This is a genomic window from uncultured Stenotrophomonas sp. (assembly GCF_945952405.1).
In the GTDB taxonomy this organism is placed as follows: Bacteria; Pseudomonadota; Gammaproteobacteria; order Xanthomonadales; family Xanthomonadaceae; genus Stenotrophomonas.
The window spans coordinates 150,270-174,803 of record NZ_CAMFIA010000007.1 but is presented as its reverse complement, the minus strand read 5'-3'; the positions used below and the strand labels follow the sequence as shown (position 1 = coordinate 174,803).

Here is a 24,534-nt window from a genome sequence, read left to right as displayed (position 1 = left end):
GCCGAACTGCCCGCGCCCGATCCGCTATCGGGTCCGCTTGATCCCTGTAGAGCCGAGCCATGCTCGGCTGACGCGCGCCAGCACGGCAGGATCAGCAGCAGCCGAGCGCCGGCTCGGCTCTACATCCCGGCCAGCGGCCGGCACTACTCCCGCTGCTGCCACGCCGCCAACAGGGCGTGGCAATCGGTGAAATGCCAGTCGGCGCTGCCCGGCCAGGGGTTCTCTGGCAGGTTGACCAGCACGGTCCGGGTGCCTGCGGCGCGACCACAGTCCAGATCGTAGGCATGGTCACCGACCATCACCGCCTCCGATGCCGCGATGCCCCAGCGCCGCAGGTGCTGCTGCAGGCCATCCGGAGACGGCTTGGGCACCGCTTCGTCGCGGCCGATGATGTCGGCATCGCCAAACAACCCGCCAACCCCGATCGCGTCCAGCGTCAGTTTCGCCAGGGCATGGTCGTTGCGGGTCAGGATGCCCAGCCGGCAACCGGCGCCCGCCAGGGCACGCAGCAGCGCCACCGCACCAGGTGCCGGCAGCGCGTCCTCGGCCAGGCCACGTTCGTGATCCAGCAGCCAGGCGCGCTTGGCCTGTGCCGGCGCCTCCGGCAGGGCCGCGATGTGTTCGAGGATGTCTTCTCCGGCGGTGATCTCCAGCGCGCGGCGGATCGCGGCGAAATCATGCACGGCCAGGGTCAGCGTGCCGTCCATGTCGAACACCCAGTGCCGCACCTGCGCCAACCCCATGCTCATTCGTCCTTCGTCGTGCACAGCGGCTGCGAGGCGCCACCGCACAGGGTGCTGGCGGTGATCGCCTGCATGTAGCCTGCCACCTTCGCCGGCGCGATCCGGTACGGCAGGTCGCGGCGCTGCTCGGCCGCATCGGCCGGTCGCCAGCCGTACTGCACCTGGTGGATGAAGCCATTGCCCTGCAGATAGGCCACCACCGCACCTTCGCCGAACGGTGCGGCCGGGCCGACCTTGTCGCAGAATCCACCGGCGACCGCGAACTCGACGCCATTGAAGCGGTTGCTGCGCGCACTGGTCGGCGTGAATCTGCCTGCGCAGAAGCCGCGCGCCTTGTCCTGCTGCTGCGAGAGCGCGACCTGCACCAGGGTGGCGCCGCTGGCCGCGACCTGCTTCATTACCTCGGCATCGGGCATCGGCAGGCGGTGGATCAGCAGATAGCCTCCCCGCCAGGCCTGCAGCGGCTCGCCCGGCGGCAGGTACTCGGCCAGCACCTCGCCGTTGCCGCTACGGTCGCCCTCCATCCAGGCCAGCGTCCAGCCTGCGGGAATGGCGTGCTGGACCTGTTCGCCGTGCACCGCGAAGGCACTGCCCGGCTCGCCCGCCGGCGGTGCTGCAGCCACCAGCGGCGCCGCCAGCAGCGACACCACGGCCATCGCCAGGCGCCGCATCATTGCCACCACTGCGGCATGCGGCTGGCGTCGATGCCGCCGGTCTCGAACACCGCCGTACGGGTGCCACCGGCCTTGACCGGGAACTCGATGCTGATCGATCTGCCCTTGCGCGCCAGCTTCCACAGCGCCTTCTGGTCGGTGATGAACAGTGCGATGGCTTCATCGGTCTTCGGCCGCCAGGCGGCCATCGATACCGGCTTGCCTTCGTCCACGGTCACCTTCACCGTGCACTGCGGGCAGCGGAAATCACCGGCCTGCAGTACCAGGTAGGCATGCCGCTTCCATTCCGGATGATCGCGGAAGACCAGCTGCACCGGCTTGGCGCCGCTGCCATCCACATCCACACGCTCCTTGCTGTAGATCTGTGCCGAGACCTGGTTGCCCTTGCTGCCCACCGGGATCTGGTTGTACTGCCACAGCCCCTGCATGCGACGCAGGTCGCGTGCAGCATCGCCCTTGGCCTTGACGTCATCGAAACCGGCCGCGATGCGCTCGGCGGCGGCGGTGTCCTTGTACTGGTCCAGCAGCGAGGCGCCATGCAGGCGCGCACGCTCCCAGTCCTGCGCGGCCACCGCCATGTCGTACTGCCGGGCAACGTCCTCGGCCTTGGCTTCCTTCTGCGCCTGTGCGGCAGCAGCGGCGGCTTCCTGCGCCTTGCGCTCTTCCTCGGGGTTGCTGCAGGCGGCCAGGGCCAGCGTGCAGGCGGTCAGCAGGATCAGTCGTTTCATGGCGGGGGTCCTTTGCGGGTGCCCCCCGATTCTATCGGCGGCGGATGGCGGATACAGCAACGGCGGGTTTCCCCGCCGTTGCTGGTGACGCAGTGCCTGGTTGCCGGCCAGCGGCCGGCACGACCGCTTACTTGGCTTCCGCCTTGACCAGCATGTCCTGTACCGAGGCGGTGGTGATCGGGTGGTAACCCGGCTTGGCCTTCTCGAAGGCCTGCTTGGCCAGCTCCAGGCCCTTCGGCGTCTTCACCAGCTCGGCGTAGATCGGCATGATCAGCTTGCGACGGCCGACGCGCTCGATGAAGGCCGCCGCCCCTTCATTGGCCTGCTCGTAGCCGCTGCGGATCGCCAGCGGGTACCAGCGCATGGCGATCTCGCCATTCGGGGTGCCGGTGAAGTGGAAGGCCTTGTCCAGCGTGGCCAGCTTGTCCAGCGGCTGGGTCGCACCCAGGCCGTCGATGAAGCGCACCCATTCCTGCGTGCTCCAGTCGGCGATGACCTGGCCGCTCGGCACGGTGCCGGCGCTGGCGAAGGCAATGCGCGCGGTGTCCACGCTGCTGAAGTTGCGCGACTGTGCCTTGACCGCGAACGCCGGGATGCCCGGCTCGTCCAGCCATGCCTTCAGTTCGGCCTCGGTCACCGCCGACGGATTCTTCGGCAGCAGGTTCTTCTTCATGTAGTCGACGAACTGGTCGGTGTTCGCGCTCTGGAAGGCGTGGTCGTCGAACCAGCCACGCAGGAACGGATCGAAGGTCTCGCGGCCGAAACGCTGTTCCAGGAATTCCAGGAACCACGAACCCTTGACGTAGGCGACCTGGCTCAGGGCTTCGTCGGGATCACGTTCGTTCAGCGGCGGCAGCGCCAGCGCCTGGTCGGCCGGGCTCATGCCCTTCACTTCGGCCAGCAGGTCGGTCTGGTCGATCTGCTTCTCCATCTCGGCCATTTCCTTGCCGTACAGGGCTTCGGTGATGCGGCCCTGGACGTAGGTGGTGAAGCCTTCATTGAGCCAGATGTCCTTCCAGCTGGCGTTGGTCACCAGGTTGCCCGACCAGCTGTGCGCCAGTTCGTGGGCGACCAGCGAGACCAGCGACTTGTCGCCGACGATCACGGTCGGCGTGGCGAAGGTCAGGCGCGGGTTTTCCATGCCACCGAACGGGAACGACGGCGGCAGCACCAGCATGTCGTAGCGGCCCCAGCGGTATTCGCCGTACAGCTTCTCGGCGGCACCGATCATCTTTTCGGTGTCTTCGAATTCCTTGGCCGCCTTGTTGACCATGGTCGGCTCGGCCCAGACGCCGGAGCGGCCGGAGATCGGCTCGAACACCAGGTCGCCGGCGGCGATGGCCAGCAGGTAGGACGGAATCGGCTGCGGCATCTTGAAGGTGTAGTCACCGTCACGTGCGGCCTTCGGATCGTTGTCGGCGCTCATCAGCACCATCACGTCCGGGCGCGAGACCACGTGCGCGCTGTAGGTGAAGCGCACGCTCGGGGTGTCCTGCAGCGGCACCCACGAACGGGCATGGATGGCCTGCGACTGGCTGAACATGAAGGGCAGCTTCTTGCCCTCGGTCATCGACGGCGCCAGCCACTGCAGGCCCGAGGCGGTCGGCGCGGTGTGGTAGGTCACCTCCACCTTGGCCGGCTGTTGCGGGGCTTCGATGGTCAGCTTGCTGCCGAACACCTTGTCGGCCGCAGCCAGTTCGAACTTCAGCGGGCTGCGTGCGCCATCGGCGGCGACGGCCTCGACCTTGGACACGCTCAGCTCGCGGGTGTCGAGCACCAGCTGCTTGGCATCCTTCTGCTTCCATTCCAGGGTGTAGGTGGCGGTGCCGCCGATCTGCTTCTGGTCGAAGTCCAGCTTCAGATCCAGCGCGATGTCCTTGATGACGACCTTGTCCGGCTCGGCGTACGAGCTTTCGTCGTGGCTGCGGTTCTCGGCGTTCACGGGGGCGGCGGGGGCCTTGGTGGCAGTCGGGGCGGCGGCGGGCGCGGCCGCCTCCTGGGAGCAGCCAGCGGCCAGGGCCACGGCCAGCGGAAGGAGCATCAGCGGATTGCGCATGAATCGGGACCGTTACGGGGATCAAACCCCAATGGTACCTCTGTCCGGTCCCGCAGGCGTTGCGCGCTGCGGGGTAATGCCGGGCACAGCACCGGTAGCGCCGGCCGCTGGCCGGCAGCTCCATCGCCCGGTAATTGGCCGCGCAGATGCCGGCCAGCGGCCGGCACTACCGGGACACCGGGCTTACAGCTTGTAGCCGGAGTGGATCGAGACGATGCCGCCGGTCAGGTTCTTGTAGTGGCAGCGCTCGAAGCCGGCCTGCCCCATCATCGCCTTCAGCTCGTCCTGCGGCGGGTGCTTGCGGATGCTCTCGGCCAGGTACTGGTAGCTGTCCGAATCGTTGGCGAACAGCTTGCCCAGCCTGGGCAGGATCTTGAACGAGTGGAAGTCGTAGATCGGCTTGAACCAGTCGGCGGTGACTTCGGAGAATTCCAGCACGCGGGCCTGGCCGCCCACCTTCAGCACGCGGTACATCTCGCGCAGGCCGGCATCCTTGTCGGTCACGTTGCGCAGGCCAAAGGCAATCGTGACCAGGTCGAAGCTGTTGTCCGGGAACGGCAGGGCTTCGGCGTTGCACTGCACGTAGTCCAGGCCGAGCACCAGGCCGCGGTTGGTCAGGCGGTCACGGCCGACCGACAGCATGCCGGCGTTGATGTCACCCAGCACCACCGAGCCCTCGGCGCCGACGCGCTCCTTCAGCAGGGCGGCGATGTCGCCGGTGCCGCCGGCGAGGTCGAGCACGCGGTCGCCCGGCTTCACCTGCGCGGTCGCCACGTAGTAGCGCTTCCACGCCCGGTGCACGCCCAGGCTCATCAGGTCGTTCATCAGGTCGTAGTTGCGCGCGACCGAGGTGAACACCTGGCCGACCAGCTTCTGCTTGTCCTTGGCGGCGACGTCGCGGAACCCGAAATGGGTGGTACCGGCTTTGTAGGGGGATTCGCTCATGCCGCCGATTATCGCACCGCCCGGGGCCAGCGGCACCCCCTGCCCGTATCATGGCGGGCCACGACTTACCGGAGCCCCGCATGATCACCACGCCCGACTACCAGGCCCTGCTGCAGACCGCCATCGCCGAAGCCCGCCAGGGCCTGGCCGAGGGCGGTGTACCGATCGGTGCGGCGCTGTACCACAACGACGGCCGCCTGCTCGGCTGTGGCCACAACCGCCGCGTGCAGGAAGGCGACCCCTCCGTGCACGGCGAGACCGATGCCTTCCGCAAGGCCGGCCGCCAGCGCCGTTACCAGGACACCATCATGGTCACCACCCTGGCGCCGTGCTGGTACTGCTCGGGCCTGGTGCGCCAGTTCAACATCGGCACCGTGGTGGTGGGCGAATCGCGCACCTTCCAGGGCGGCATCGACTGGCTGCGGGAAAACGGCGTCAACGTGATCGACCTGGACAGCCAGGAATGCGTCGATCTGCTGGGCGGCTTCATTGCGCAGCATCCGGAGATCTGGAACGAAGACATCGGTGAATGAGCATCGCGCAGCCTGCTGTTGAATCCGCTTAATGAACGCTTCAGTGCCGGCACACCCTTGTGCCGGCAGGGTTTGCGGCGCTTGCCGTGAACCCGTGCACATTCAGCGGTGCTGCATGCACACGCTGCGGTAACACCCTGCCCCGGGCTCACGCCTACGGTGGGGTTACCGGGGCCCCCTGCCCCGGCGGAGGCCGCCATGTGCGCGCACGCCGTACGTCCCACCCCCGACCCGATCCTCGACGCCATCCGTGAACGCCTGCAGCAGCAGTTCGTGCTGCACCAGCGCGGCGCACGCTTCTGGACCGCCTATCAGAGCATGCAGCTGGAGCTGGTGCATGGCCATCCGTTCGACCACGAACGCCTGTGCAACGCCATGGCCGACATCGCCGAAGCCCTCGGTGCGGTCGAGCATGCGCAGTTGATAGGCAATCGCAACGCCGGCTGCACATCGTGCTGACGCAGCTTCCACTGGCGCATCGGCCACACTCGGATCAACCCCCACTCCCTTTCCACTCAACCGAACTGGATTGTCATGCACGCTGAAGTCCCCACCATTCCCCCGGTCATCAACGTTGACGCCGAGCTTGACCACTGGCGCCGCCAGCATGCCGACGGTGCTCTGCCACACAACTCGTTCGGCTCCTACGTGCCCTGGATCAAGTTCGCCTGCGATTCGCTGATCACCCAGCCGCGCGCGAGCAATGCGCAGCGCGACGAGATGTTCCAGACCCAGTACGCCCTGCAGATCATGCCGCGGCTGAGCGAAGCCCAGGCCCGCGATTTCGTCGACCGCTGCTGGCAGCACGTCTACCAGACCAGCCGGGTGCGGCTGCAGGATGCGCCGCGCCTGCGCGCCTGAGCTGCACGGCGCCTGCACGAGCCACTGCCGATCATCCTCGTCACCTGAGTGGGACGACGACGATGAAGGCAAGGAACCTGTTCAATACGATCGCCAAGAAGGCCGCGGCCGCCACCGGTTCGCCGTGGACCTTCCTGGCCGCGGTGGCGATCGTGGTGATCTGGGGCATCAGCGGCCCGGTGTTCGGCTTCAACGATACCTGGCAGCTGGTGATCAACACCGGCACCACCATCATCACCTTCCTGATGGTGTTCCTGATCCAGCACACGCAGAACTCGGACACCGCTGCGATGCAGATCAAGCTCGACGAGCTGATCCGCGCCACCGCAGAGGCCAACAACGAGCTGCTCGACCTGGAAGAACTCGACGAGGAGCGGCTGGAGGAGATCCGCCGCGAGTACGAGCGCATGGCGCGCGAAGCCGGCGATGCGCTGGCACGGGTACGTGCCTGCCACGTCCCCCGCCGTGACGACGAGGCGGTGTAGCGCCCTGGAAGCGGGAATGCCGGCCAGCGGCCGGCACTACCATCGACCATCAATGCCGGCCAGCGGCCGGCACCACCATCGACCATCAATGCCGGCCAGCGGCCGGCACCACCATCGAGCATCACGGTAGCGCCGGCCGCTGGCCGGCACCACCATCGAGCATCACGGTAGCGCCGGCCGCTGGCCGGCACCCCTTCAGCTGCGCTCGTGCCAGCCGCCGCCCAGCACCTTGTACAGCGTGATGCGGTTGGCCTGCTGCGCCAGCTGGGCCTGCAGCTGCGTCTGCTGCGCGTTGTACGCGGTGCGCCGTGCGTCGAGCAGGGTGACGAAGCTGTCCAGGCCGGCGTCATAGCGGGCCTGCGACAGGCGGTTGGCCTGCTCGGCCGCCTCCACCAGGCGCTGCTGGGAACTGACCTGCTCATCCAGGCTGACATTCAGCGCCAGCGCGTCGGCGGCTTCGCGGAAGCCCACCTGGATGGACTTCTCGTACTGCGCCAGCGCGATATCACGATCGGCATTGGCGATGGCCAGGTTGGCGCGCAGCTTGCCGCCCTGGAAGATCGGCAGGGTGATCTTCGGCAGGAAGCTCCACACCCGGGTACCGCTGTCGAACAGGTTGGACAGTTCGGTCGAGCCGCTGCAGATGCTGCCGGTCAGCGAGATGCTCGGGAAGAACGCTGCGCGCGCCGCACCGATGTTGGCGTTGGCCGCCAGCAACTGGTGTTCGGCCGCCATGATGTCCGGGCGCTGCAGCAGCACATCGCTGGGCAGGCCAGCCGGCGGCGGAGCCAGCGCCAGCAGTTGCGGCGCGATGCTGTCCGGCAGCAGCGCCGGATCCAGCTGGCCGCCGGCCAGCAGCGCCAGTGCGTTGCGGTCCTGGGCCAGCTGGCCCCGCAGGCGCGCGGCATCGGTGCGGGCGGTTTCAACCAGGGTACGGGTCTGGGTCAATTCCAGCGCCGAACTGCCGCCACGCTCGTGGCGGGCCTCCGCCAGGCGCAGCGAATCCTCGTAGGTCTTCAGCGTCGCATCGGCGATCTTCAGCCGCTGCGCATCGGCACCGTAGGTCAGCCACGCGGTTGCGGTCTCGGCAACCAGGCTCAGCTGCGCGTTGCGACGATTGGCGGCCACCGCGAAGTACTGCTGCAGCGCGGCCTCGCTGAGATTGCGGACGCGGCCGAACAGGTCCAGCTCGAACTCGGCCACGCCGACGCCTGCGCTGAACTGCTCGCTGACACCGGCGTCGGTGCCCTGCCGCTGCATCTGGCCGGTGACGGCCACGCCCGGCACGCGGTCGGCGCGCTGCACGCGGTACTGGCCGCGCGCGCGTTCGACATTGAGCACGGCAACGCGCAGGTCGCGGTTGTTCTGCAACGACTGGTCAATCACCTGCTGCAGGCGCGCATCGGTGAAGAAGTCGCGCCAGCCGACCGCGGCGACATCGGCGACCTGGCCCTGCGAGGCGTCGGCCGGCCACTGCGCCGGAATCGCCGGAGCGACCGCGGTGTTCTTCGGAACCAGGGTGGAGCAGCCGGCCAGCGCAAGCGCGGCGGCGATGGAAAGGAACAGGGATGCACTTTTCATGGGAATGACTTCCATCGGTACTGCCAGATGGCAGGAGGCAATGCCGGCCAGCGGCCGGCACTACCGTTTCGCTTACGTCGTGGATTTGCGCTTGAACACGCGCTGCACCACCACGAAGAACAGCGGCACGAAGAACACGCCGAGCACGGTGCCGACGATCATGCCGCCGAGCACGCCGGTGCCGATCGCCTGCTTGGCGCCGGAGCCGGCACCGGTGGAGATCGCCAGCGGCACCACGCCCATGCCGAAGGCCAGCGAGGTCATCACGATCGGGCGCAGGCGGTCGCGTACCGCGTGCATGATCGACTCGATCAGGCCAGCGCCCTTCTCCAGGTTTTCCTTGGCGAACTCCACGATCAGGATCGCGTTCTTGCTGGTCAGGCCCACCGTGGTCAGCATCGCCACCTGGAAGTAGATGTCGCGCTCCAGGCCCTTGAAGGTGTTGGCCAGCACCGCGCCGAGGATACCCAGCGGGGCCGCCAACAGCACGGCGGTCGGCACGCTCCAGCTTTCATACATCGCGGCCAGGCACAGGAACACGATCATCAGCGACAGCGTGTACAGCAGCGGCGTCTGCGAGCCCGCCTGGCGTTCCTGGTAGGACATCGCGGTCCACTCGATGCCGAAGCCCGCCGGCAGCTGCTTGGCCAGCTGTTCAACCTCGGCCATGGCATCACCGGAAGCGACACCCGGGGCCGGTTCGCCCTGGATTTCCATTGCCGACACGCCGTTGTAGCGTTCCAGGCGCGGCGAGCCGTAATCCCAGTGCTTGGTGGCGAACGCACTGAACGGCACCATCTCGCCCTTGTCGTTCTTCACCGACCAGAGGTCGAAGTCCTCCGGCACCATGCGGAACGGCTGGTCGGCCTGCACGAACACGCGCTTGACGCGGCCACGATCAACGAAGTCATCGATGTACGAGCTGCCCCACGCGGCGGCGAGCGTGCCGTTGATCTGGTCGATCGACAACCCCAGCGAGGTCGCCTTGGCCGCATCGATGTCGATACGGAACTGCGGCGTGTCATCCTGGCCGTTCGGGCGCACGTTGGCCAGCTTCTTGCTGCCGGCGGCGAGGCCGAGCAGCTGGTTGCGCGCGGCCACCAGTGCCTCGTGGCCCTGGCCGCTGTTGTCCTTCAGGAAGAAGGCGTAGCCCGAAGCGGTACCCAGCTCCGGGATCGCCGGCGGCGGGAAGGCGAAGATGAAGGCATCCTTGATCTGGCCCAGTGCCGCCATCGCACGACCGGTGATCGGCATCACGCCGTTGTTGGCGTCACGCTCGCTCCAGTCCTTCAGCTTGACGAACGCCATGCCCGCGTTCTGGCCCATGCCGGCGAAGCTGAAGCCCTGCACCGAGAACACCGATTCCACCGCATCCTTCTCGTTCTGCAGGAAGTGGTTTTCCAGTGCCGCGATCGATTCCAGCGTACGTTCCTGGGTGGCACCGACCGGCGCCTGCACCAGCGCCATCAGCACGCCCTGGTCTTCGTTGGGCAGGAACGAGCTGGGCAGGCGCACGAACAGCACGCCCATCAGCACGAACAGCGCCGCCACGATGCCCATGAAACGCCACGGGCGGTGGATGATGCCGCGCACGCCACGCTGGTAGCTTTCGCTGGTGCGGTCGAAGCCGCGGTTGAAGCCGTTGAAGAAACGGCCGGCCAGGCCGCGGTGGGCGACATGGTGCTCACCCTTCTTCAGCGGCTTGAGCATGGTTGCGCACAGCGCCGGGGTCAGCACGATCGCGACCAGCACCGACAGCGCCATCGCCGAGACGATCGTGGCCGAGAACTGGCGATAGATCACGCCGGTGGAGCCGCTCATGAAGGCCATCGGCACGAACACCGCCGACAGCACCAGGCCGATGCCCACCAGCGCGCCGGTGATCTGGCCCATCGACTTGCGGGTGGCCTCAAGCGGCGACAGTCCTTCCTCGGACATGATGCGCTCGACGTTCTCCACCACCACGATGGCGTCGTCCACCAGCAGGCCGATCGCCAGCACCATCGCGAACATGGTCAGCATGTTCACCGAGAAGCCCAGCATCGCCAGCACGCCGAAGGTACCCAGCAGCACCACCGGCACGGCGATGGTCGGGATCAGGGTGGCGCGGAAGTTCTGCAGGAACAGGTACATCACCACGAACACCAGCACGATCGCTTCGAGCAGGGTCTGCACCACGCCCTTGATCGACACGCGCACGAACGGGGTGGTGTCGTACGGGATCTCGGCCTTCAACCCGGCCGGGAAGAAGCTCTTCATGTCCTCCAGCGCGGCGTTCACGCCGGCGGCGGTATCCAGCGCGTTGGCGCCGGTGGCCAGGGTCACCGCCAGGCCGCTGGCCGGTTGGCCGTTGTAGCGGGTGACGAAGTCGTAGGACTCGGCGCCCAGCTCGACGCGGGCGACATCCCCCAGGCGCAGCTCGGCACCGTGCTGCGCACCACGCACGATGATGTTGCGGAACTGCTCCGGAGTCTGCAGGCGCGACTGCGCGTTGATGGTGGCGTTGAGCTGCTGGCCCTTCACCGACGGCGCACCGCCCAGCTGGCCGATGGCCACCTGCGCATTCTGTGCCTTGACCGCAGCGGTCACTTCCGCAACCGACAGGCCATAGGTGTGCAGCTTGTTCGGGTCCAGCCAGATGCGCATGGCGTACTTGCCACCGAACACCTGGATGTTGCCCACGCCGGGCACGCGGCTCAGGCGGTCAACGACATTGGAACCGACGTAGTCGGCGATGTCGTTGGCGTCCATGCTGCCGTTCTCGGACACGAACGCGATGACGTTCAGGAAGCCCGAGCTGGACTTGGCCACGTTGATGCCCTGCCGCTGCACTTCCTGCGGCAGCAGCGGCATGGCCAGCTGCAGCTTGTTCTGCACCTGCACCTGGGCGATGTCCGGGTTGGTGCCGCTCTCGAAGGTCAGGGTGATGGTGGCCTGGCCGTTGGACGAGCTGTTGGAGGAGAAGTAGATCAGGCCATCAAGGCCCTTCATGTTCTGCTCGATGATCTGCGTCACCGAGTCCTCGACCACCTTGGCCGATGCACCCGGATAGGTGGCGCTGATTTCCACCGCCGGCGGTGCGACGTTGGGATACATCGAGACCGGCAGCTTGAACAGGGCCAGGCCGCCGGCGAGCATGATGATGATGGCGATCACCCACGCGAAGATGGGTCGATCGATGAAAAAGCGTGCCATGGGGTTCTCCGCTTACTTCGCGTCGCCGGCCGGGGCGGCAGGCTGGGCGGCGGCCGCCGGCTTGGCCGGAGCAGCGCCCTTCTCGGTGACCTTGACCGGCATGCCGGGGCCGATCTTCTGCAGGCCTTCGACAATGACCTTGTCGCCGGCCTTCAGGCCGTCCTCGACCAGCCACTTGTCGCCGACCGTGCGGCTGACCTTGACCGGGCGCACTTCGACCTTGCTGTCCTTGCCGACCACCATCGCGGTGGTGTCGCCCTTCGGATCGCGGGCGATGCCCTGCATCGGCACCAGCACCGCGTCGCTGCGCACGCCGCCGCCGATCACCGCGCGCACGTACGCGCCCGGCATCAGCAGGCCATCGGGGTTGTCCACCTTCACGCGCAGGCCAAAGCTGCCGGTGGCCGGGTCAACGCTGACTTCGGAGAATTCCAGCGTGCCCTTGTGCTCGAAGGTGCTGCCGTCTTCCATCAGGATGCTGACCGGCAGCGTCTGGTTGTCCTGCAGGCGGCCGGCGGCCAGTTCGCGGCGCAGCTGCAGCAGCTCGGCCGAGGACTGGGTCAGGTCGACATAGATCGGGTCCAGCTGCTGCACGGTGGCCAGCGAATTGGCCTGGCCAGCGCTGACCAGCGCGCCCTGGGTGACGCTGGACTTGCCGATGCGGCCACTGATCGGGGCGGTGATACGGGCGTAACCCAGGGTCACATTGGCCGCATCCAGCGCGGCCTTGGCCGCACCGACGTCGGCCTCGGCCTGCTTCTGCGCGGCCACGGCGTTTTCCAGGTCCTGCTGGCTGACCGCATCGACCTTGGCCAGCTCGGTGATGCGCTTGGCGCTCAGGCGTGCGGCGTTGGCGGTGGCTTCGGCACGGGCCAGCTGGGCACGGGCGCTGTTGGCCTGCGCGCGGTAGCTGGCGTCCTCGATCTGGTACAGCGGCTCGCCGGCCTTGACCATGCCACCCTCGGTGAACAGGCGCTTGGCCACGATGCCATTGACCTGCGGGCGCACTTCGGCAACCAGGAAGGCATTGGTACGGCCCGGCAGTTCGCGGGTCAGGCCCACGGTTTCGGACTTCAGCGTGACCACGGTGACGTCACCCGGGCCCTGCTCGGGGGCCTGGGGTTGGCCGCCGCAGGCAGCCACGGTCGCGGCGATTGCCAGCGACAGTGCAAAGGGTCGGATTCGGCTCAGCAACATGACGGAAAGGCTCTTGGAGGAAGGGATCTCAGTCGGCACTGATACGTCGGCCGTTCCACCGCCAGCGGCAGAGACCTTGCGAACAGCGCCCACCCGGGTGGAGTGGGAGCCGGACGGGCCTGCCACGCACACGACGGGAATGATGGGTGCGAAATATACATACATGCTTGTTTGTTTGTAAACCGGTACAATTCAGCCACGTTTCACCCGCACTCGTACCCACATCCATGGCCCGCAAGACCAAAGAGGACACCCAGGCAACCCGGGAAGGCATCCTTGACGCCGCCGAAGCCTGCTTCCATGAACACGGCGTGGCCCGTACCACGCTGGAGATGATCGGCGCCCGCGCCGGCTATACCCGTGGCGCGGTGTACTGGCACTTCAAGAACAAGAGCGAGGTGCTGACCGCGATCGTCGAGCGCGTGCACCTGCCCTTCATGCAGGAACTCGAGCGCACCTCCACCGACCAGCGCGACACGCCGGTGGAAGACCTGCGCGCGGTGATGATCCATTCGTTCATCGAGCTGTCCGAAGACGAGCGCCTGCGCAAGACCATGGAAATCATGCTGCGCAGCGATGCCTCGGCCGATACCAAGGTGCTGACCGAAATGCAGCAGGCCGGTTTCCGCGATGCGCTGGACCGGATGGAACGTGCCCTGCGCCGGGCCAGGGACCTGGGCCAGCTGCGCGAAGGCGCCGACCCGAAGATCGCCGCGCGCATGCTGCATGCCACGGTACTGGGCGTGCTGCACGGCGCCATGGTCGAACCGGAACTGATGGACCTCAAGCGCGACGGCATGCTCGCGCTGGACATGACCCTGGCTGCCTACGTCAAGGAAGGCGTGTTCGCCGCCGGCACGGTGCCCGAGCCGTTGCCCGAAGCATGAGCGGCATTGCTGCCGCTGCGGCGGCCGACACTGTGCGATCTGTCGCAATCAACGTGATCGACGGCCGTCAACGCGGGCAGTTCATCCTCCGCCGCAAGTGACTGATCGAACGCGGCGGGATGCGATGCGGCGGCAACGCGGGAGAGCCCGCCATCGGCATCCCTCCCTCTGCAACCTACCTGCCGCAAGCGCAAGGGCCGAGCTCCGCCGCCGCCGTGTCAGGCATGCCGATTCCCGCCTGCCGACACCTGCTTTCCGGCCCGGCATCGAGCGCTTGCGCGCCCTGCTGCGTTGAGCGTGGTGGGCGTGTGCCTACACTGTTGTTTCCTTCCCCGGAAATACAGCGATGTACTTGGACAACGTGGTGTGGGGCTTCATCGGCTGCGGCAGCGTCACCGAGAAGAAGAGCGGTCCCGCCCTGGCCAGCACACCCGGCTCACGGGTGGCGGCGGTCATGCGCCGCAATGCCGCATTGGCCGAGGACTACGCACAGCGCCACGCGATTCCCCGCTGGTATGCCGATGCCGATGCACTCATCGCCGATCCGGAGGTGAACGCGGTGTACGTCGCAACACCGCCCTCCACGCACATGCAGTACGCACTGCAGGCGATCGCTGCCGGCAAGCCGGTCTACATCGAAAAACCGATGGCCATGGACCACGACGAGTGCCAGCGCATCATCGCGGCCAGCGCGCGCAGCGGTGTGCCCGTGTTCGTGGCCTACTACCGCCGTGCCCTGCCCCGCTTCGCACAGGTGAAGCAGCTGCTGGACAGCGGCGCGATCGGCACCGCGCGCAGCGTGCGCGCGACCCTGCATCGGCCACATTCGGTGAACGCCGCATCGCCGGACTTCTGGCGGACCAACCCCGCGATCGCCGGCGGCGGTCTGTTCGTCGACCTGGGCTCGCACACCCTGGACCTGCTGGATCATCTGCTGGGGCCGCTGACCGATGTGCGCGGCCTGGCCAGTTCGCTGTCCGGCGCCTACCCCGCCGAGGACAGCGTCTCGATGTGCTTCCGCACCGGGACGGGGGCGCACGGCATCGCGCAATGGAGCTTCTGCGCGTTCCGCCGCCAGGATGAGATCGAGATCACCGGCGACCGTGGGCAGCTGCGCTTTGCCACCTTCGAGGACGTTCCGGTGGAGCTGGAAACGGAAGCGGGCGTGCAGACATTCGACCTCCCCAATCCGCCGTCGATCCAGCAACCGTTGATCGCCGCCCTCGTGGACGAACTGCGCGGCAACGGGCACTCGCCCTCGAACGGCATCAGCGCCGCCCGCACCAGTGCGGTGATCGACCAGGTACTGCAGGCCTATCGCACTCGGCAATCGCGCTGACCGCCAACAGCAAAGGCCGCCATGTGGCGGCCTTTGCTGTCGCAGCGAGCGGGGTCAGCGCCGTCGCCACGGCGAGGGATCCGACCCCATCGGGCGTTACAGGATGTAGCGGCTCAGGTCCGGGTCCTGCACCAGCTCGCCCAGGTGCGCATCGACGTAGGCACTGTCGATGGCCAGGGTCTCGCCATCACGGTCCGGCGCTTCGTAGCTGAGCGAATCCAGCAGGCGCTCGAGCACGGTATGCAGGCGCCGCGCACCGATGTTCTCCTGGCGCTCGTTGACCTGGAAGGCGATCTCGGCCAGACGCTCGATGGCATCGGTCGCGAAGCTGACCTTGACGCCTTCGGTGGCCAGCAGCGCTTCGTACTGCTTGGTCAGCGCCGCCTTCGGCTCGGTCAGGATGCGGACGAAATCACCCTTGCTCAGTGCTCCCAGTTCGACACGGATCGGGAAGCGGCCCTGCAGCTCCGGAATCAGGTCGCTGGGCTTGGCCAGGTGGAACGCACCGGAGGCGATGAACAGGATGTGGTCGGTCTTGATGGTGCCGTACTTGGTGGACACGTTGGAGCCTTCCACCAGCGGCAGCAGGTCGCGCTGCACGCCTTCGCGCGAGACATCACCGCCGGACGAACCGGCATCGGCGCGCTTGGCGACCTTGTCGATCTCGTCGATGAAGACGATGCCATGCTGTTCGCAGGCCTCGATCGCCGCACTGCGGATATCGTCCTCGTTGACCAGCTTGCCGGCCTCTTCCTCGATCAGCAGCGGACGCGCGGCCTTGATGGTCAGCGTGCGCTTGTGCGCCTTGGCACCGCCACCGAGGTTGGCGAACATCGACTTCAGCTGCTGGCCCATTTCCTCCATGCCCGGCGGGGTCATGATGTCCATGCTGACGTTGGCCGCCAGGTCGAGCTCGATCTCGCGCTCGTCCAGTTCGCCATTGCGCAGCATCTTGCGGAACTTGATGCGGGTCTCGTTGTCCTGCGCCGACGGCTCGTTGCGTGCCACTTCCGGATCGAAACCGATGCCACCGCTGCGGCGCGGCATCAGTGCATCGAGGATGCGGTCTTCGGCGCGCTCTTCGGCCTGGGTGCGCACACGCACCTTGGCCTGTTCGCGGTACAGCTTGACGGCGGTATCGGCCAGATCGCGGATGATCTGCTCGACATCCTTGCCGACATAGCCGACCTCGGTGAAGCGGGTCGCTTCGACCTTCACGAACGGCGCGTTGGCCAGGGTGGCCAGGCGGCGCGCGATCTCGGTCTTGCCGACACCGGTCGGACCGATCATCAGGATGTTCTTCGGCATCACTTCATTGCGCAGCTCGGCCGGCAGCTGCATGCGGCGCCAGCGGTTGCGCAGGGCGATGGCCACGGCGCGCTTGGCGTCGTGCTGGCCGACGATGTGCCGGTCCAGCTCCTGCACGATCTCGCGCGGCGTCATGGTGGCGGAGGAAACTTCGATCTTCGACATGGATGTGCTCACGGATTCGTTGTCGGTAGCGCCGGCCGTTGGCCGGCGACCTGGCACGTGTGTCCAGGGCCATGGGGTTGCCGGCCAGCGGCCGGCACGACCCTCACAGCTCTTCGACCACCACGTTGCGGTTGGTGTAGATGCAGATGTCGCCGGCAATGCCGATCGCTTCGCTGGCAATGGTGCGCGCATCCAGTTCGGTGTGCGCCATCAGCGCGCGGGCGGCCGACAGTGCGTAGGAACCACCGGAACCGATGGCGATGATGCCGTCTTCCGGCTCGATCACATCACCGGTGCCGCTGATGATCAGCGAGGTTTCCTTGTCGGCCACCGCCAGCAGCGCTTCGAGCTTGCCGAGGCGGCGCTCGGTGCGCCAATCCTTGGCCAGTTCGACCGCAGCGCGCTGCAGCTGGCCATGCTTTTCCAGCTTGGCCTCGAACAGCTCGAACAGGGTGAAGGCATCGGCAGCGGCACCGGCGAAGCCGGCCAGCACCTGGCCATCACGGCCCAGGCGGCGCACCTTGCGCGCATTGCCCTTCATCACGGTGTGGCCCAGCGTGACCTGGCCATCGCCGGCAATGGCCACATGCTCGCCGCGACGGACGCAGACGATGGTGGTGGCGTGGAAAACGTTGGGGTTCTGACTGGGGTCCATGCGGCCTCCGATAGCTGTTCCCGGGACATGGGGACAGCGCTGGGTGCGATCAAGCCTGTGCGGATGGCTGCCGTTCAGCGCTTGGCCGCGCCCCATGGACAGAGGGCGCCGTTCCAACGAGCGCATCGCAATGCGCGCGGACCCCACCGCCCGAACGTGGAACGCCTGCCGTTCAACGTTTTGCCTGCGAAGGCCGGTCCGGATTCGGCTCGATACCCCAGGCGATGTACCAGTCTTCACCCTGCGTCTCGATCGGGTGCTGGGTACGCCCGGACCCATTGCCGCAGGCCAGCGCGTCCGCCGCGCAGTAGCGGTCACAGCCCCAGCAGATGCGCTCGGGGTGGCGGGGATGCAATGGAATCGGCTTTGCCATGCTGCCGGTGTCCTGGTGGCCTGCGGCCACGATGCACCGGCGGCACCTGCGCTGCCCTGATCCAGATCAAGGGCGTGCTATTCAGCCTTGTCGTCGGGCGTGTCGGCACGGCTGCGGCGCTTGGCGCGCGGATGCGCCGCGTCGTAGACCTTGGCCAGGTGCTGGAAATCGAGATGGGTATAGATCTGGGTGGTGGCGATGTCGGCATGGCCGAGCAGCTCCTGCACCCCGCGCAGATCGCCGGACGACTCCAGGATGTGGCTGGCGAAACTGTGCCGCAGCATGTGCGGGTGCACGTGCTTGAACAGGCCCTGGCGCTGCGCCAGCTGGCGGATGCGGATCTGCACCGCACGCTGGCTGATCGGCCCGTTGCGGCCGGGAAACACCGGCGAAGCCGGCCCGCCGCCGCTTTCCGCACGCCACGCCTGCAGTGCTTCGCGCGCCGGACGGCCGAACGGCACCCGGCGCTGGCGGTTGCCCTTGCCCAGTACATTGACCAGCCCGCTGGCGAAGTCCAGGTCGCGCCAGGTCAGCGCGCAGACTTCGCTCAGGCGCAGGCCGGAGGAATAGAACAGTTCCAGCAGCGCGCGGTCGCGCCGACCGAGTTCGCCTTCCGGTTCCAGCTCGACCAGCTGCACCGCTTCATCGGCATCGAGGACCTGCGGCAACCGGCGCGGCGCACGCGGGGCCTTCAGCGTCGCCGCCGGACTGGCCTCGATGCGCCCGTGCTTGAGCAACCACGCGTAGAAGCTGCGGCAGGCCGACAACCGCCGCTGCAGGCTCTTGGCCGACAGCCCACGACGGTGCTCATCGGCAACGAACTGGCGCACCGCGTCGGCATCGAGTGCCTCCACCTCCACGCCACGCGGCTCGGCCCACACCGACAGCGCGTCCAGATCACGGCGGTAGGCATCGAGCGTATGCGCCGACATCCGCCGCTCCACCTGCAGGTGCTGCAGGAACGCCTGAACCGCGCTCATCGTCGTGTCCTGCTCAGCCCGGGAAGCGCTTCAGGCCGGTGGCCAGGGCATCACCCATCATGCGCAGGAACAGCGTGCCCATGCCCGGGTAGAAGCGGTTCGGATCGTGGCTGCCGACCGCGATCAGGCCCACGCCCGGCAGCGGCAACAGTGCGGTGGTCTGCACTTCCTCACTGCGCACCCCGTACAGCACGGCGTTCTTTTCCGGCTGCAGGCGGCCGCAGATCGGCTCACCGTCCTTCAGGCAATCGCGGAACGGCTCCAGTGCTGGATCATCGGCGGCGATCACCTGCAGCCAGTCGGCCTGCTCGAGCCCGGCCACCGGCGCATGCACCACCAGCCGCACCAGGTCGCCGGCAAAGTCTTCCTGCAGCGATGCGGCCATCGCGCGCAGGGTATCGGCCGCGTTGCCCTGCTTCATCAGGGCCAGGGTCAGCTGGTGCGTGCGCACCGCCAGCCGTTCATTGACCTGGGCGGTGGCGCCCAGGTCGGCCAACCGTCGCGCCAGCTCGCGGTTCTTCTCGCGCAGCACTTCCAGCTGGTAGCTGGCCAGCGACGCGGTCGGACCGTCGTCGCGCGGCACCACCAGGGTCAGCGCCAGGTCGGGGAACTGCTTGAGGAAGCCCGGATGACGCCGCAGCCAGGCAGCGACTTCGTGGGAGCCGAGCTTGTCGACGGTGTCGGTCATGCGATCCACTCCCCTTCGAAGACGAATGCGGTCGGGCCGGCCATCACCACCGGCTGGCCGTCGCCCGGCCACTGGATGCGCAGGTCGCCGCCGGGCAGGCTGATGCGTGCATCGCGCTGCAGGCGGCCGCGCTGCATCAGGGTCACCGCGGCGGCGCAGGCGCCGCTACCGCAGGCCAGGGTTTCGCCGACGCCGCGCTCGAACACGCGCAGGCGCGCATGGGCCGGGCTCATCACCTGGGTGAAGCCCACGTTCACCGAACGCGGGAACGAGGCGTGCTGCTGCAGCAGCGATCCGACGCGCTCGACCGGCGCGGCATCGATCAGGCCCACTTCGATCACCGCATGCGGGTTGCCCATCGACACCGCGGCGAAACGTACGCTCTCGCCCTGCAGCGGCAGCAGGTATTCCTCGCGTGCGTGGGCGAAGCCCATCAGCGGCACCTGGGCCGGCTCGAAGGCAGGCACGCCCATGGTCACGGCGAACTGGCCGTCGCCGAGCACGCTGACCGGGTGGCTGGCCAGCGGGCTGTCGATGACGAACGCATCGCCCTGCGCACTGCCCTCGCGCACCAGCCAGGCGGCAATGCAGCGCGCGCCGTTGCCGCACTGCTCGGAGTTGGAGCCATCGGCGTTCCAGATCCGGTACGAGGCCACCGAGCCGTCCGCGCGTGGTGCCTCGATGGTCAGGATCTGATCGCAGCCGACACCGGTGTGGCGGTCGGCCAGGCGCGCAGCCAGTTCGGGCGTGGGCGGCAACGTACCGTCACGCAGGTCGATCACTACGAAATCGTTGCCCGCGCCATGCATCTTGCTGAAGCGCAGGGCCTTGGAGCCGGCCTTACTCATTCCCGCCGCCCGCCTTCTTCGCGGGCGCAGGCGCCGGCTGCGCCGCCGCTGCGGCCGGGTCCACGGTGGTGGCCGGCGTGCCGCTGCCCTGGGTCGCCGCCGGGGTCGCCTCGCTGGCGGGCTCGGCTGCAGGCTCGACGGTTTCTTCCACCGGCACCGGCTTCTGCGGCAGCACCAGCGGGCCCTTGTTGCCGCAGGCGGCGAGGAACAGCAGCGAGGCCGCTGCCAGCGGAATCAGGATGGCGTTTCGATGGGGGATCTTCATGCCCCGAGTATAGCCATTGGCGGCTGAGCGGTTGGTGCAGAGGATCGGGGTGCCGGCCGGCGGCCCGCGCTACCGCTCCGGCGGTGGCAGCGGCCGGGTCCACAACCAGATCGCCACCACGGTCATGCTGCCGATCGAGAACCACTTCACCCAGGCGATCGGCACGCACCACAGCATGATGCCGGCACACACCGCCATGGTGATCGTGGCCATCCACTTGCCATAGCGGCTGACCGCACCATGCGCCTGCCAGTTGGCGATGGCCGGGCCGAAGCGCGGGTGCTGCAGCAGCCAGTTGTGCAGGCGCTCGGAACCGCGCGAGGCGGCCCAGGCCGAGATCAGGATGAATACCGTGGTCGGCAGGCCCGGCACGAAGATACCGACAATGCCGGTGCCGAGGCTGACGTAGGCCAGCAGCCACCACGCCCACCGGAAGCGCACCACGCGCGGCGGCGCGGCGGACTCAGGAGGGGCAGGCGGTTCGGGCAGGCTCATGTCCGCAAGGATACCGTTTCGGGGTGCCGGGCAACGCCCGGCACCCCGCGCCATCACGGCTGGGCGATGCCCAGCTGCTGCAGCACGAACGCATACGACTCGGACAGCTCGCGGTAGCGCTGGAAGCGCCCCGACTTGCCGCCATGCCCGGCTTCCATGTTGGTCCGGAACAGGATCGGGTAATGGCCGGTGTTGTCGTCACGCAGCTTGGCCACCCACTTGGCCGGCTCCCAGTACTGCACCTGCGAATCCCACAGCCCGGTGCCGACGAACAGCGCCGGATAGGCCTGGCTGCGGACGTTGTCGTACGGCGAATAGGACAGCATGTAGTCGTAGTACTGCTTCTGCTCCGGGTTGCCCCACTCGTCGTACTCGTTGGTGGTCAGCGGGATGGTCGGGTCGAGCATGGTGGTGACCACGTCGACGAACGGCACCTGCGCCACCATCACCCGGTAGTCCTGCGGCGCCTGGTTGGCCACCGCGCCCATCAGCAGGCCACCCGCGCTGCCGCCGGAAGCCGCCACCCGGTCCTTTGCCGCCCAGCCCTGTGCCACCAGACCACGGGTGACGTCGATGAAGTCGTTGAAGGTGTTCTGCTTGTGCAGCAGCTTGCCGTTCTCGTACCAGTCGCGCCCCATTTCCTGGCCACCACGGATATGCGCGATGGCGTACACCACGCCCCGGTCCAGCAGGCTGACCGCGGTCTGGTTGAAATACGGATCCATCGACATGCCGTAGCTGCCGTAGGCGTACTGGAACAGCGCGCCCTTGCCATCCTTCTGGTAGCCCTTGCGGTAGACCAGCGAGACCGGCACCTTCACGCCGTCGCGCGCAGTGATCCAGACACGGTCGGTTTCATACTTCGATGCGTCATAGCCGATCACCGGCTGCTGCTTCAGCTGGCGGCGCTCACCGGTGGCGGTGTTTAGCTCGAACACCGTGGTCGGCGTGGTCATCGAGGTGTAGACGTAGCGCAGCCACGGCGTATCGGCCTCGGTGTTGTCGCCCAGGCCCATCGAATAGGCCGGCTCATCGGCCTTGACGTAGTCGCTGCGACCTTCCTTGAACAGCAGGCGGATGCGCTCCAGGCCTTCGGACCGCTCGGCGATGGCGGTATAGCTGTCGAACAGCTCGAAACCCTCGATGAACACCGCATCGTCGTGCGCGATCCAGTCCTTCCACTGCGCGCGCGAGGTGGCATCGGTCGGCGCGGTGACCAGCTTGAAGTTCTTCGCACCGTCGTTGGTGCGGATCACCCAGCGGCCATCGTAATGGTCGGCGTCGTACTCGACATCGCGCTGGCGCGGGGCCAGCACGGTGAAGGTGGTCGGATCGCTGGCCGGCGCATAGCGCTCTTCCGAAGACACGGTGCTGTGCACGCCGATGGTGATGAAGCGATCGTCGCGGGTGCGGCCGATGCCCATGTAGAAGCTGTCGTCCTTTTCTTCGTAGACCACGGTGTCGGCGCTGGCCGGCGTTCCCAGCACGTGCCGCTTCACGCGCACGGTCAGCAGCGTTTCCGGATCGTTCTCGACGTACAGCACGGTGCGGTTGTCATCGGCCCAGACCAGGTCGCCGGAGCTGCCGGTGATCACGTCCGGCAGCACCTGGCCGCTGGCCAGGTCCTTGAAGCGGATGGTGTACTGGCGGCGGCCGACATCATCGTCGGCCCAGGCCAGCAGCCGGTTGTCCTGGCTCACTTCCATCGAACCGACGCTGAAATAGCCCTTGCCGGCGGCCATCGCATTGACGTCCAGCAGGATTTCCTCGGCCGCATCCATGCTGCCCTTGCGGCGCGCGTGGATCGGGTAGTCCTGGCCGGTCTCGAAGCGGCTGTAGTACCAGTAGCCGCGCTCACGCGCCGGCACGCTGGAATCGTCCTGCTTGATGCGGCCGACTATCTCCTTGTACAGGGTGTCCTCCAGCGGCTTGAGCGGCGCCAGCAGCTGGTCGGCATAGGCGTTCTCGGCCTGCAGGTAGGCCAGCATTTCCTTGTTCTCGCGCTTGTCGTCGCGCAGCCAGTAGTAGTCGTCGTTGCGGGTCGCGCCGAACGGCGCCTTGACCACATGCGGATGCTTGGCGGCATCCGGCGGAACGGGCGGAGTGGCAGCAGTGGCGGTGGTGGTCATCAGGCTCGCAAGCAACAGGCAGAGGGTGGATTTCATGAAATAAGGCTCCAGGCGCATCAATGCAATGGTCTTGAACGGGGTCAGCTCCCTTTTCCCGAACAGGGATCTGACCGCAATCGCGGCGATGCGGCAACCCCGGCTTGAACGAACCCCGGCCAATGCCCGCCGATGGCCGGCACTGCCGCGGCGCGCGGCGTACCATGGGCGCATGAGTACCCTGCCCCACACGCCGGGCTACAGCCGGCGCAGCCATGAAATCGCACCGTTCCACGTGATGTCCCTGCTGGCCCGCGCGCAGGCGCTGGAACAGGCCGGCCACGATGTGATCCACCTGGAGATCGGCGAACCGGACTTCACCACCGCCGAGCCGATCGTGCGCGCCGGCCAGGCCGCGCTGGGCGCTGGCCATACCCGCTACACCGCCGCGCGCGGCCTGCCAGCCCTGCGCCAGGCGATCAGCGGCTTCTATCGCAGCCACTACGGGCTGGACATCGATCCCGAACGCATCCTGGTCACTCCCGGCGGCTCCGGTGCGCTGCTGCTGGCCAGCAGCCTGCTGGTCGATCCCGGCCGCCATTGGCTGCTGGCCGACCCTGGTTATCCGTGCAACCGCCACTTCCTGCGCCTGGTGGAAGGCGGCGCGCAGCTGGTACCGGTCGGCCCGGACACGGCCTACCAGCTGACCCCGTCACTGGTGCAGCAGCACTGGAATGCCGACAGTGTCGGCGCACTGGTCGCTTCCCCGGCCAACCCGACCGGCACCGTGCTCTCCGCCGACGAACTGGCGGCACTGTCGCAGGCCCTGCACGCGCGTGGCGGCCATCTGGTGGTGGACGAGATCTACCACGGCCTGACCTATGGCCTGGATGCGCCCAGCGTGCTGCAGGTGGACGACGGCGCCTTCGTGCTGAACAGCTTCTCCAAGTATTTCGGCATGACCGGCTGGCGGCTGGGCTGGCTGGTAGCGCCCCCGGCGGCGGTAGCGGACCTGGAGAAGCTGGCGCAGAACCTGTACATCAGCGCATCGAGCATCGCCCAGCACGCCGCCCTCGCCTGCTTCAGCAGCGAATCGATGGCGATCTTCGAACAGCGCCGCGAAGCGTTCCGCCAGCGCCGCGACTTCCTGCTGCCGGCGCTGCGAGAGCTGGGTTTCCGCATCGAGGTCGAGCCGCAGGGCGCGTTCTACCTGTACGCCGATGTCAGCGCGTTCACCGACGACGCGCAGGCGTTCTGTGCGCACTTCCTGGAAACCGAGCACGTGGCGTTCACCCCGGGCCTGGATTTCGGCTTCCATCGCGCGAACCAGCATGTGCGCCTGGCCTATACCCAGGAGGTGCCGCGGCTGCAGGAAGCGGTGGAACGCATCGCGCGCGGGCTGAAGCGCTGGCAAGGATCACGTTGACG

24 protein-coding genes are annotated in these 24,534 nt (G+C 67.4%); 7 read left to right on the top strand and 17 right to left on the bottom strand.

Features of this window, described 5'->3' with window-relative positions; genetic code table 11:
• Window positions 1-143: 143 nt before the first annotated feature.
• The 5 genes from Q0P60_RS09750 to ubiE all read right to left on the bottom strand — a co-directional run bounded on the left by Q0P60_RS09750 (window position 144) and on the right by ubiE (window position 5,146).
• The gene (locus tag Q0P60_RS09750; protein WP_294991897.1) at window positions 144-749 is read right to left on the bottom strand and encodes an HAD family hydrolase; all 606 of its coding nucleotides are present in this window, start codon (window positions 747-749) and stop codon (window positions 144-146) included.
• A complete protein-coding gene (locus Q0P60_RS09745) occupies window positions 746-1,417 on the bottom strand; it encodes a hypothetical protein (protein WP_294991894.1) in 672 nt (223 codons plus the stop codon). The genes Q0P60_RS09750 and Q0P60_RS09745 overlap by 4 nt, the downstream gene beginning before the upstream one ends.
• Window positions 1,414-2,145 (bottom strand): hypothetical protein, encoded by a 732-nt coding sequence (locus Q0P60_RS09740; RefSeq protein ID WP_294991891.1) that lies wholly within the window; start codon window positions 2,143-2,145, stop codon window positions 1,414-1,416. Before Q0P60_RS09740 ends, Q0P60_RS09745 begins: the two co-directional genes overlap by 4 nt.
• 127 nt (window positions 2,146-2,272) lie before the next feature.
• Entirely contained in the window at window positions 2,273-4,201 is a 1,929-nt protein-coding gene (locus Q0P60_RS09735; protein WP_294991887.1) for a M1 family metallopeptidase, read from the bottom strand.
• Window positions 4,202-4,384: 183 nt separating this feature from the next.
• Complete coding sequence (gene ubiE / locus Q0P60_RS09730; RefSeq protein WP_005419407.1) at window positions 4,385-5,146, bottom strand: bifunctional demethylmenaquinone methyltransferase/2-methoxy-6-polyprenyl-1,4-benzoquinol methylase UbiE; 762 nt, start codon at window positions 5,144-5,146, stop codon at window positions 4,385-4,387.
• 80 nt (window positions 5,147-5,226) lie between these two features.
• Here ubiE and Q0P60_RS09725 point away from each other — a divergent pair, with 80 nt between their 5' ends.
• The 4 genes from Q0P60_RS09725 to Q0P60_RS09710 all read left to right on the top strand — a co-directional run bounded on the left by Q0P60_RS09725 (window position 5,227) and on the right by Q0P60_RS09710 (window position 7,025).
• Entirely contained in the window at window positions 5,227-5,679 is a 453-nt protein-coding gene (locus tag Q0P60_RS09725; protein ID WP_005411083.1) for a nucleoside deaminase, read from the top strand.
• Window positions 5,680-5,877: 198 nt separating this feature from the next.
• A complete protein-coding gene (locus Q0P60_RS09720) occupies window positions 5,878-6,138 on the top strand; it encodes a hypothetical protein (RefSeq protein WP_294991882.1) in 261 nt (86 codons plus the stop codon).
• 75 nt (window positions 6,139-6,213) lie between these two features.
• Window positions 6,214-6,540 (top strand): hypothetical protein, encoded by a 327-nt coding sequence (locus tag Q0P60_RS09715; protein WP_294991879.1) that lies wholly within the window; start codon window positions 6,214-6,216, stop codon window positions 6,538-6,540.
• Window positions 6,541-6,602: 62 nt separating this feature from the next.
• Entirely contained in the window at window positions 6,603-7,025 is a 423-nt protein-coding gene (locus tag Q0P60_RS09710; RefSeq protein ID WP_294991875.1) for a low affinity iron permease family protein, read from the top strand.
• A gap of 195 nt (window positions 7,026-7,220) precedes the next feature.
• Here the strand turns inward: Q0P60_RS09710 and smeF are convergent, their stop codons facing one another.
• Genes smeF through smeD form a run of 3 tightly spaced genes read right to left on the bottom strand, consistent with a single transcriptional unit; the run spans window position 7,221 to window position 12,998 of the window.
• Complete coding sequence (gene smeF / locus Q0P60_RS09705; RefSeq protein WP_294991872.1) at window positions 7,221-8,621, bottom strand: multidrug efflux RND transporter outer membrane subunit SmeF; 1,401 nt, start codon at window positions 8,619-8,621, stop codon at window positions 7,221-7,223.
• 57 nt (window positions 8,622-8,678) lie between these two features.
• Window positions 8,679-11,801, bottom strand: coding sequence for a multidrug efflux RND transporter permease subunit SmeE (smeE, locus tag Q0P60_RS09700; protein WP_294991868.1), 3,123 nt, complete (start codon window positions 11,799-11,801; stop codon window positions 8,679-8,681).
• 12 nt (window positions 11,802-11,813) lie between these two features.
• Window positions 11,814-12,998, bottom strand: coding sequence for a multidrug efflux RND transporter periplasmic adaptor subunit SmeD (gene smeD, locus Q0P60_RS09695; protein ID WP_294991864.1), 1,185 nt, complete (start codon window positions 12,996-12,998; stop codon window positions 11,814-11,816).
• A 227-nt stretch (window positions 12,999-13,225) separates the two neighbouring features.
• Here smeD and smeT point away from each other — a divergent pair, with 227 nt between their 5' ends.
• Together smeT and Q0P60_RS09685 are read left to right on the top strand one after the other, a co-directional pair.
• The gene (smeT, locus tag Q0P60_RS09690; RefSeq protein ID WP_294991860.1) at window positions 13,226-13,885 is read left to right on the top strand and encodes an efflux transporter SmeDEF transcriptional repressor SmeT; all 660 of its coding nucleotides are present in this window, start codon (window positions 13,226-13,228) and stop codon (window positions 13,883-13,885) included.
• 346 nt (window positions 13,886-14,231) lie between these two features.
• On the top strand, window positions 14,232-15,224 hold the full coding sequence (locus Q0P60_RS09685) for a Gfo/Idh/MocA family oxidoreductase (protein WP_294991856.1): 993 nt from the start codon (window positions 14,232-14,234) through the stop codon (window positions 15,222-15,224).
• A 96-nt stretch (window positions 15,225-15,320) separates the two neighbouring features.
• On the opposite strand, the gene hslU is transcribed toward Q0P60_RS09685, so the two are convergent.
• The 9 genes from hslU to Q0P60_RS09640 all read right to left on the bottom strand — a co-directional run bounded on the left by hslU (window position 15,321) and on the right by Q0P60_RS09640 (window position 23,166).
• Window positions 15,321-16,697, bottom strand: coding sequence for an ATP-dependent protease ATPase subunit HslU (hslU, locus tag Q0P60_RS09680; RefSeq protein ID WP_294991850.1), 1,377 nt, complete (start codon window positions 16,695-16,697; stop codon window positions 15,321-15,323).
• Between the two features lie 103 nt (window positions 16,698-16,800).
• Window positions 16,801-17,352 carry an ATP-dependent protease subunit HslV gene (gene hslV / locus Q0P60_RS09675; RefSeq protein ID WP_005411093.1) on the bottom strand — a complete coding sequence of 184 codons (552 nt, stop codon included), beginning with the start codon at window positions 17,350-17,352 and terminating at the stop codon, window positions 16,801-16,803.
• 172 nt (window positions 17,353-17,524) lie between these two features.
• Window positions 17,525-17,725: a DUF3079 domain-containing protein gene (locus Q0P60_RS09670; protein WP_010481389.1), complete on the bottom strand. Its 201-nt coding sequence runs from the start codon at window positions 17,723-17,725 to the stop codon at window positions 17,525-17,527.
• A gap of 77 nt (window positions 17,726-17,802) precedes the next feature.
• Window positions 17,803-18,705: a tyrosine recombinase XerC gene (xerC, locus tag Q0P60_RS09665; RefSeq protein WP_294991842.1), complete on the bottom strand. Its 903-nt coding sequence runs from the start codon at window positions 18,703-18,705 to the stop codon at window positions 17,803-17,805.
• Between the two features lie 13 nt (window positions 18,706-18,718).
• Window positions 18,719-19,393 (bottom strand): DUF484 family protein, encoded by a 675-nt coding sequence (locus Q0P60_RS09660; RefSeq protein WP_294991836.1) that lies wholly within the window; start codon window positions 19,391-19,393, stop codon window positions 18,719-18,721.
• On the bottom strand, window positions 19,390-20,241 hold the full coding sequence (gene dapF, locus Q0P60_RS09655) for a diaminopimelate epimerase (protein ID WP_294991831.1): 852 nt from the start codon (window positions 20,239-20,241) through the stop codon (window positions 19,390-19,392). The genes Q0P60_RS09660 and dapF overlap by 4 nt, the downstream gene beginning before the upstream one ends.
• The gene (locus Q0P60_RS09650; RefSeq protein WP_294991826.1) at window positions 20,234-20,506 is read right to left on the bottom strand and encodes a lipoprotein; all 273 of its coding nucleotides are present in this window, start codon (window positions 20,504-20,506) and stop codon (window positions 20,234-20,236) included. Before Q0P60_RS09650 ends, dapF begins: the two co-directional genes overlap by 8 nt.
• A gap of 69 nt (window positions 20,507-20,575) precedes the next feature.
• Window positions 20,576-21,001: a YbaN family protein gene (locus Q0P60_RS09645; protein WP_294991822.1), complete on the bottom strand. Its 426-nt coding sequence runs from the start codon at window positions 20,999-21,001 to the stop codon at window positions 20,576-20,578.
• A 53-nt stretch (window positions 21,002-21,054) separates the two neighbouring features.
• Entirely contained in the window at window positions 21,055-23,166 is a 2,112-nt protein-coding gene (locus Q0P60_RS09640) for a S9 family peptidase (protein ID WP_294991817.1), read from the bottom strand.
• Window positions 23,167-23,338: 172 nt separating this feature from the next.
• On the opposite strand from Q0P60_RS09640, the gene Q0P60_RS09635 reads away from it, so the two are divergent.
• Window positions 23,339-24,532, top strand: a complete 1,194-nt coding sequence (locus tag Q0P60_RS09635) for a pyridoxal phosphate-dependent aminotransferase (RefSeq protein WP_294991814.1) — start codon at window positions 23,339-23,341, stop codon at window positions 24,530-24,532.
• Window positions 24,533-24,534 lie beyond the last annotated feature (2 nt).

What these genes read in the sequence shown, in the direction of transcription:
- Q0P60_RS09750 (WP_294991897.1), bottom strand. Translation starts at nt 749, where the DNA reads ATGAGCATGGGGTTGGCGCAGGTGCGGCACTGGGTGTTCGACATGGAC.
- Q0P60_RS09745 (WP_294991894.1), bottom strand. Translation starts at nt 1,417, where the DNA reads ATGATGCGGCGCCTGGCGATGGCCGTGGTGTCGCTGCTGGCGGCGCCG.
- Q0P60_RS09740 (WP_294991891.1), bottom strand. Translation starts at nt 2,145, where the DNA reads ATGAAACGACTGATCCTGCTGACCGCCTGCACGCTGGCCCTGGCCGCC.
- Q0P60_RS09735 (WP_294991887.1), bottom strand. Translation starts at nt 4,201, where the DNA reads ATGCGCAATCCGCTGATGCTCCTTCCGCTGGCCGTGGCCCTGGCCGCT.
- ubiE (WP_005419407.1), bottom strand. Translation starts at nt 5,146, where the DNA reads ATGAGCGAATCCCCCTACAAAGCCGGTACCACCCATTTCGGGTTCCGC.
- Q0P60_RS09725 (WP_005411083.1), top strand. Translation starts at nt 5,227, where the DNA reads ATGATCACCACGCCCGACTACCAGGCCCTGCTGCAGACCGCCATCGCC.
- Q0P60_RS09720 (WP_294991882.1), top strand. Translation starts at nt 5,878, where the DNA reads ATGTGCGCGCACGCCGTACGTCCCACCCCCGACCCGATCCTCGACGCC.
- Q0P60_RS09715 (WP_294991879.1), top strand. Translation starts at nt 6,214, where the DNA reads ATGCACGCTGAAGTCCCCACCATTCCCCCGGTCATCAACGTTGACGCC.
- Q0P60_RS09710 (WP_294991875.1), top strand. Translation starts at nt 6,603, where the DNA reads ATGAAGGCAAGGAACCTGTTCAATACGATCGCCAAGAAGGCCGCGGCC.
- smeF (WP_294991872.1), bottom strand. Translation starts at nt 8,621, where the DNA reads ATGGAAGTCATTCCCATGAAAAGTGCATCCCTGTTCCTTTCCATCGCC.
- smeE (WP_294991868.1), bottom strand. Translation starts at nt 11,801, where the DNA reads ATGGCACGCTTTTTCATCGATCGACCCATCTTCGCGTGGGTGATCGCC.
- smeD (WP_294991864.1), bottom strand. Translation starts at nt 12,998, where the DNA reads ATGTTGCTGAGCCGAATCCGACCCTTTGCACTGTCGCTGGCAATCGCC.
- smeT (WP_294991860.1), top strand. Translation starts at nt 13,226, where the DNA reads ATGGCCCGCAAGACCAAAGAGGACACCCAGGCAACCCGGGAAGGCATC.
- Q0P60_RS09685 (WP_294991856.1), top strand. Translation starts at nt 14,232, where the DNA reads ATGTACTTGGACAACGTGGTGTGGGGCTTCATCGGCTGCGGCAGCGTC.
- hslU (WP_294991850.1), bottom strand. Translation starts at nt 16,697, where the DNA reads ATGTCGAAGATCGAAGTTTCCTCCGCCACCATGACGCCGCGCGAGATC.
- hslV (WP_005411093.1), bottom strand. Translation starts at nt 17,352, where the DNA reads ATGGACCCCAGTCAGAACCCCAACGTTTTCCACGCCACCACCATCGTC.
- Q0P60_RS09670 (WP_010481389.1), bottom strand. Translation starts at nt 17,725, where the DNA reads ATGGCAAAGCCGATTCCATTGCATCCCCGCCACCCCGAGCGCATCTGC.
- xerC (WP_294991842.1), bottom strand. Translation starts at nt 18,705, where the DNA reads ATGAGCGCGGTTCAGGCGTTCCTGCAGCACCTGCAGGTGGAGCGGCGG.
- Q0P60_RS09660 (WP_294991836.1), bottom strand. Translation starts at nt 19,393, where the DNA reads ATGACCGACACCGTCGACAAGCTCGGCTCCCACGAAGTCGCTGCCTGG.
- dapF (WP_294991831.1), bottom strand. Translation starts at nt 20,241, where the DNA reads ATGAGTAAGGCCGGCTCCAAGGCCCTGCGCTTCAGCAAGATGCATGGC.
- Q0P60_RS09650 (WP_294991826.1), bottom strand. Translation starts at nt 20,506, where the DNA reads ATGAAGATCCCCCATCGAAACGCCATCCTGATTCCGCTGGCAGCGGCC.
- Q0P60_RS09645 (WP_294991822.1), bottom strand. Translation starts at nt 21,001, where the DNA reads ATGAGCCTGCCCGAACCGCCTGCCCCTCCTGAGTCCGCCGCGCCGCCG.
- Q0P60_RS09640 (WP_294991817.1), bottom strand. Translation starts at nt 23,166, where the DNA reads ATGAAATCCACCCTCTGCCTGTTGCTTGCGAGCCTGATGACCACCACC.
- Q0P60_RS09635 (WP_294991814.1), top strand. Translation starts at nt 23,339, where the DNA reads ATGAGTACCCTGCCCCACACGCCGGGCTACAGCCGGCGCAGCCATGAA.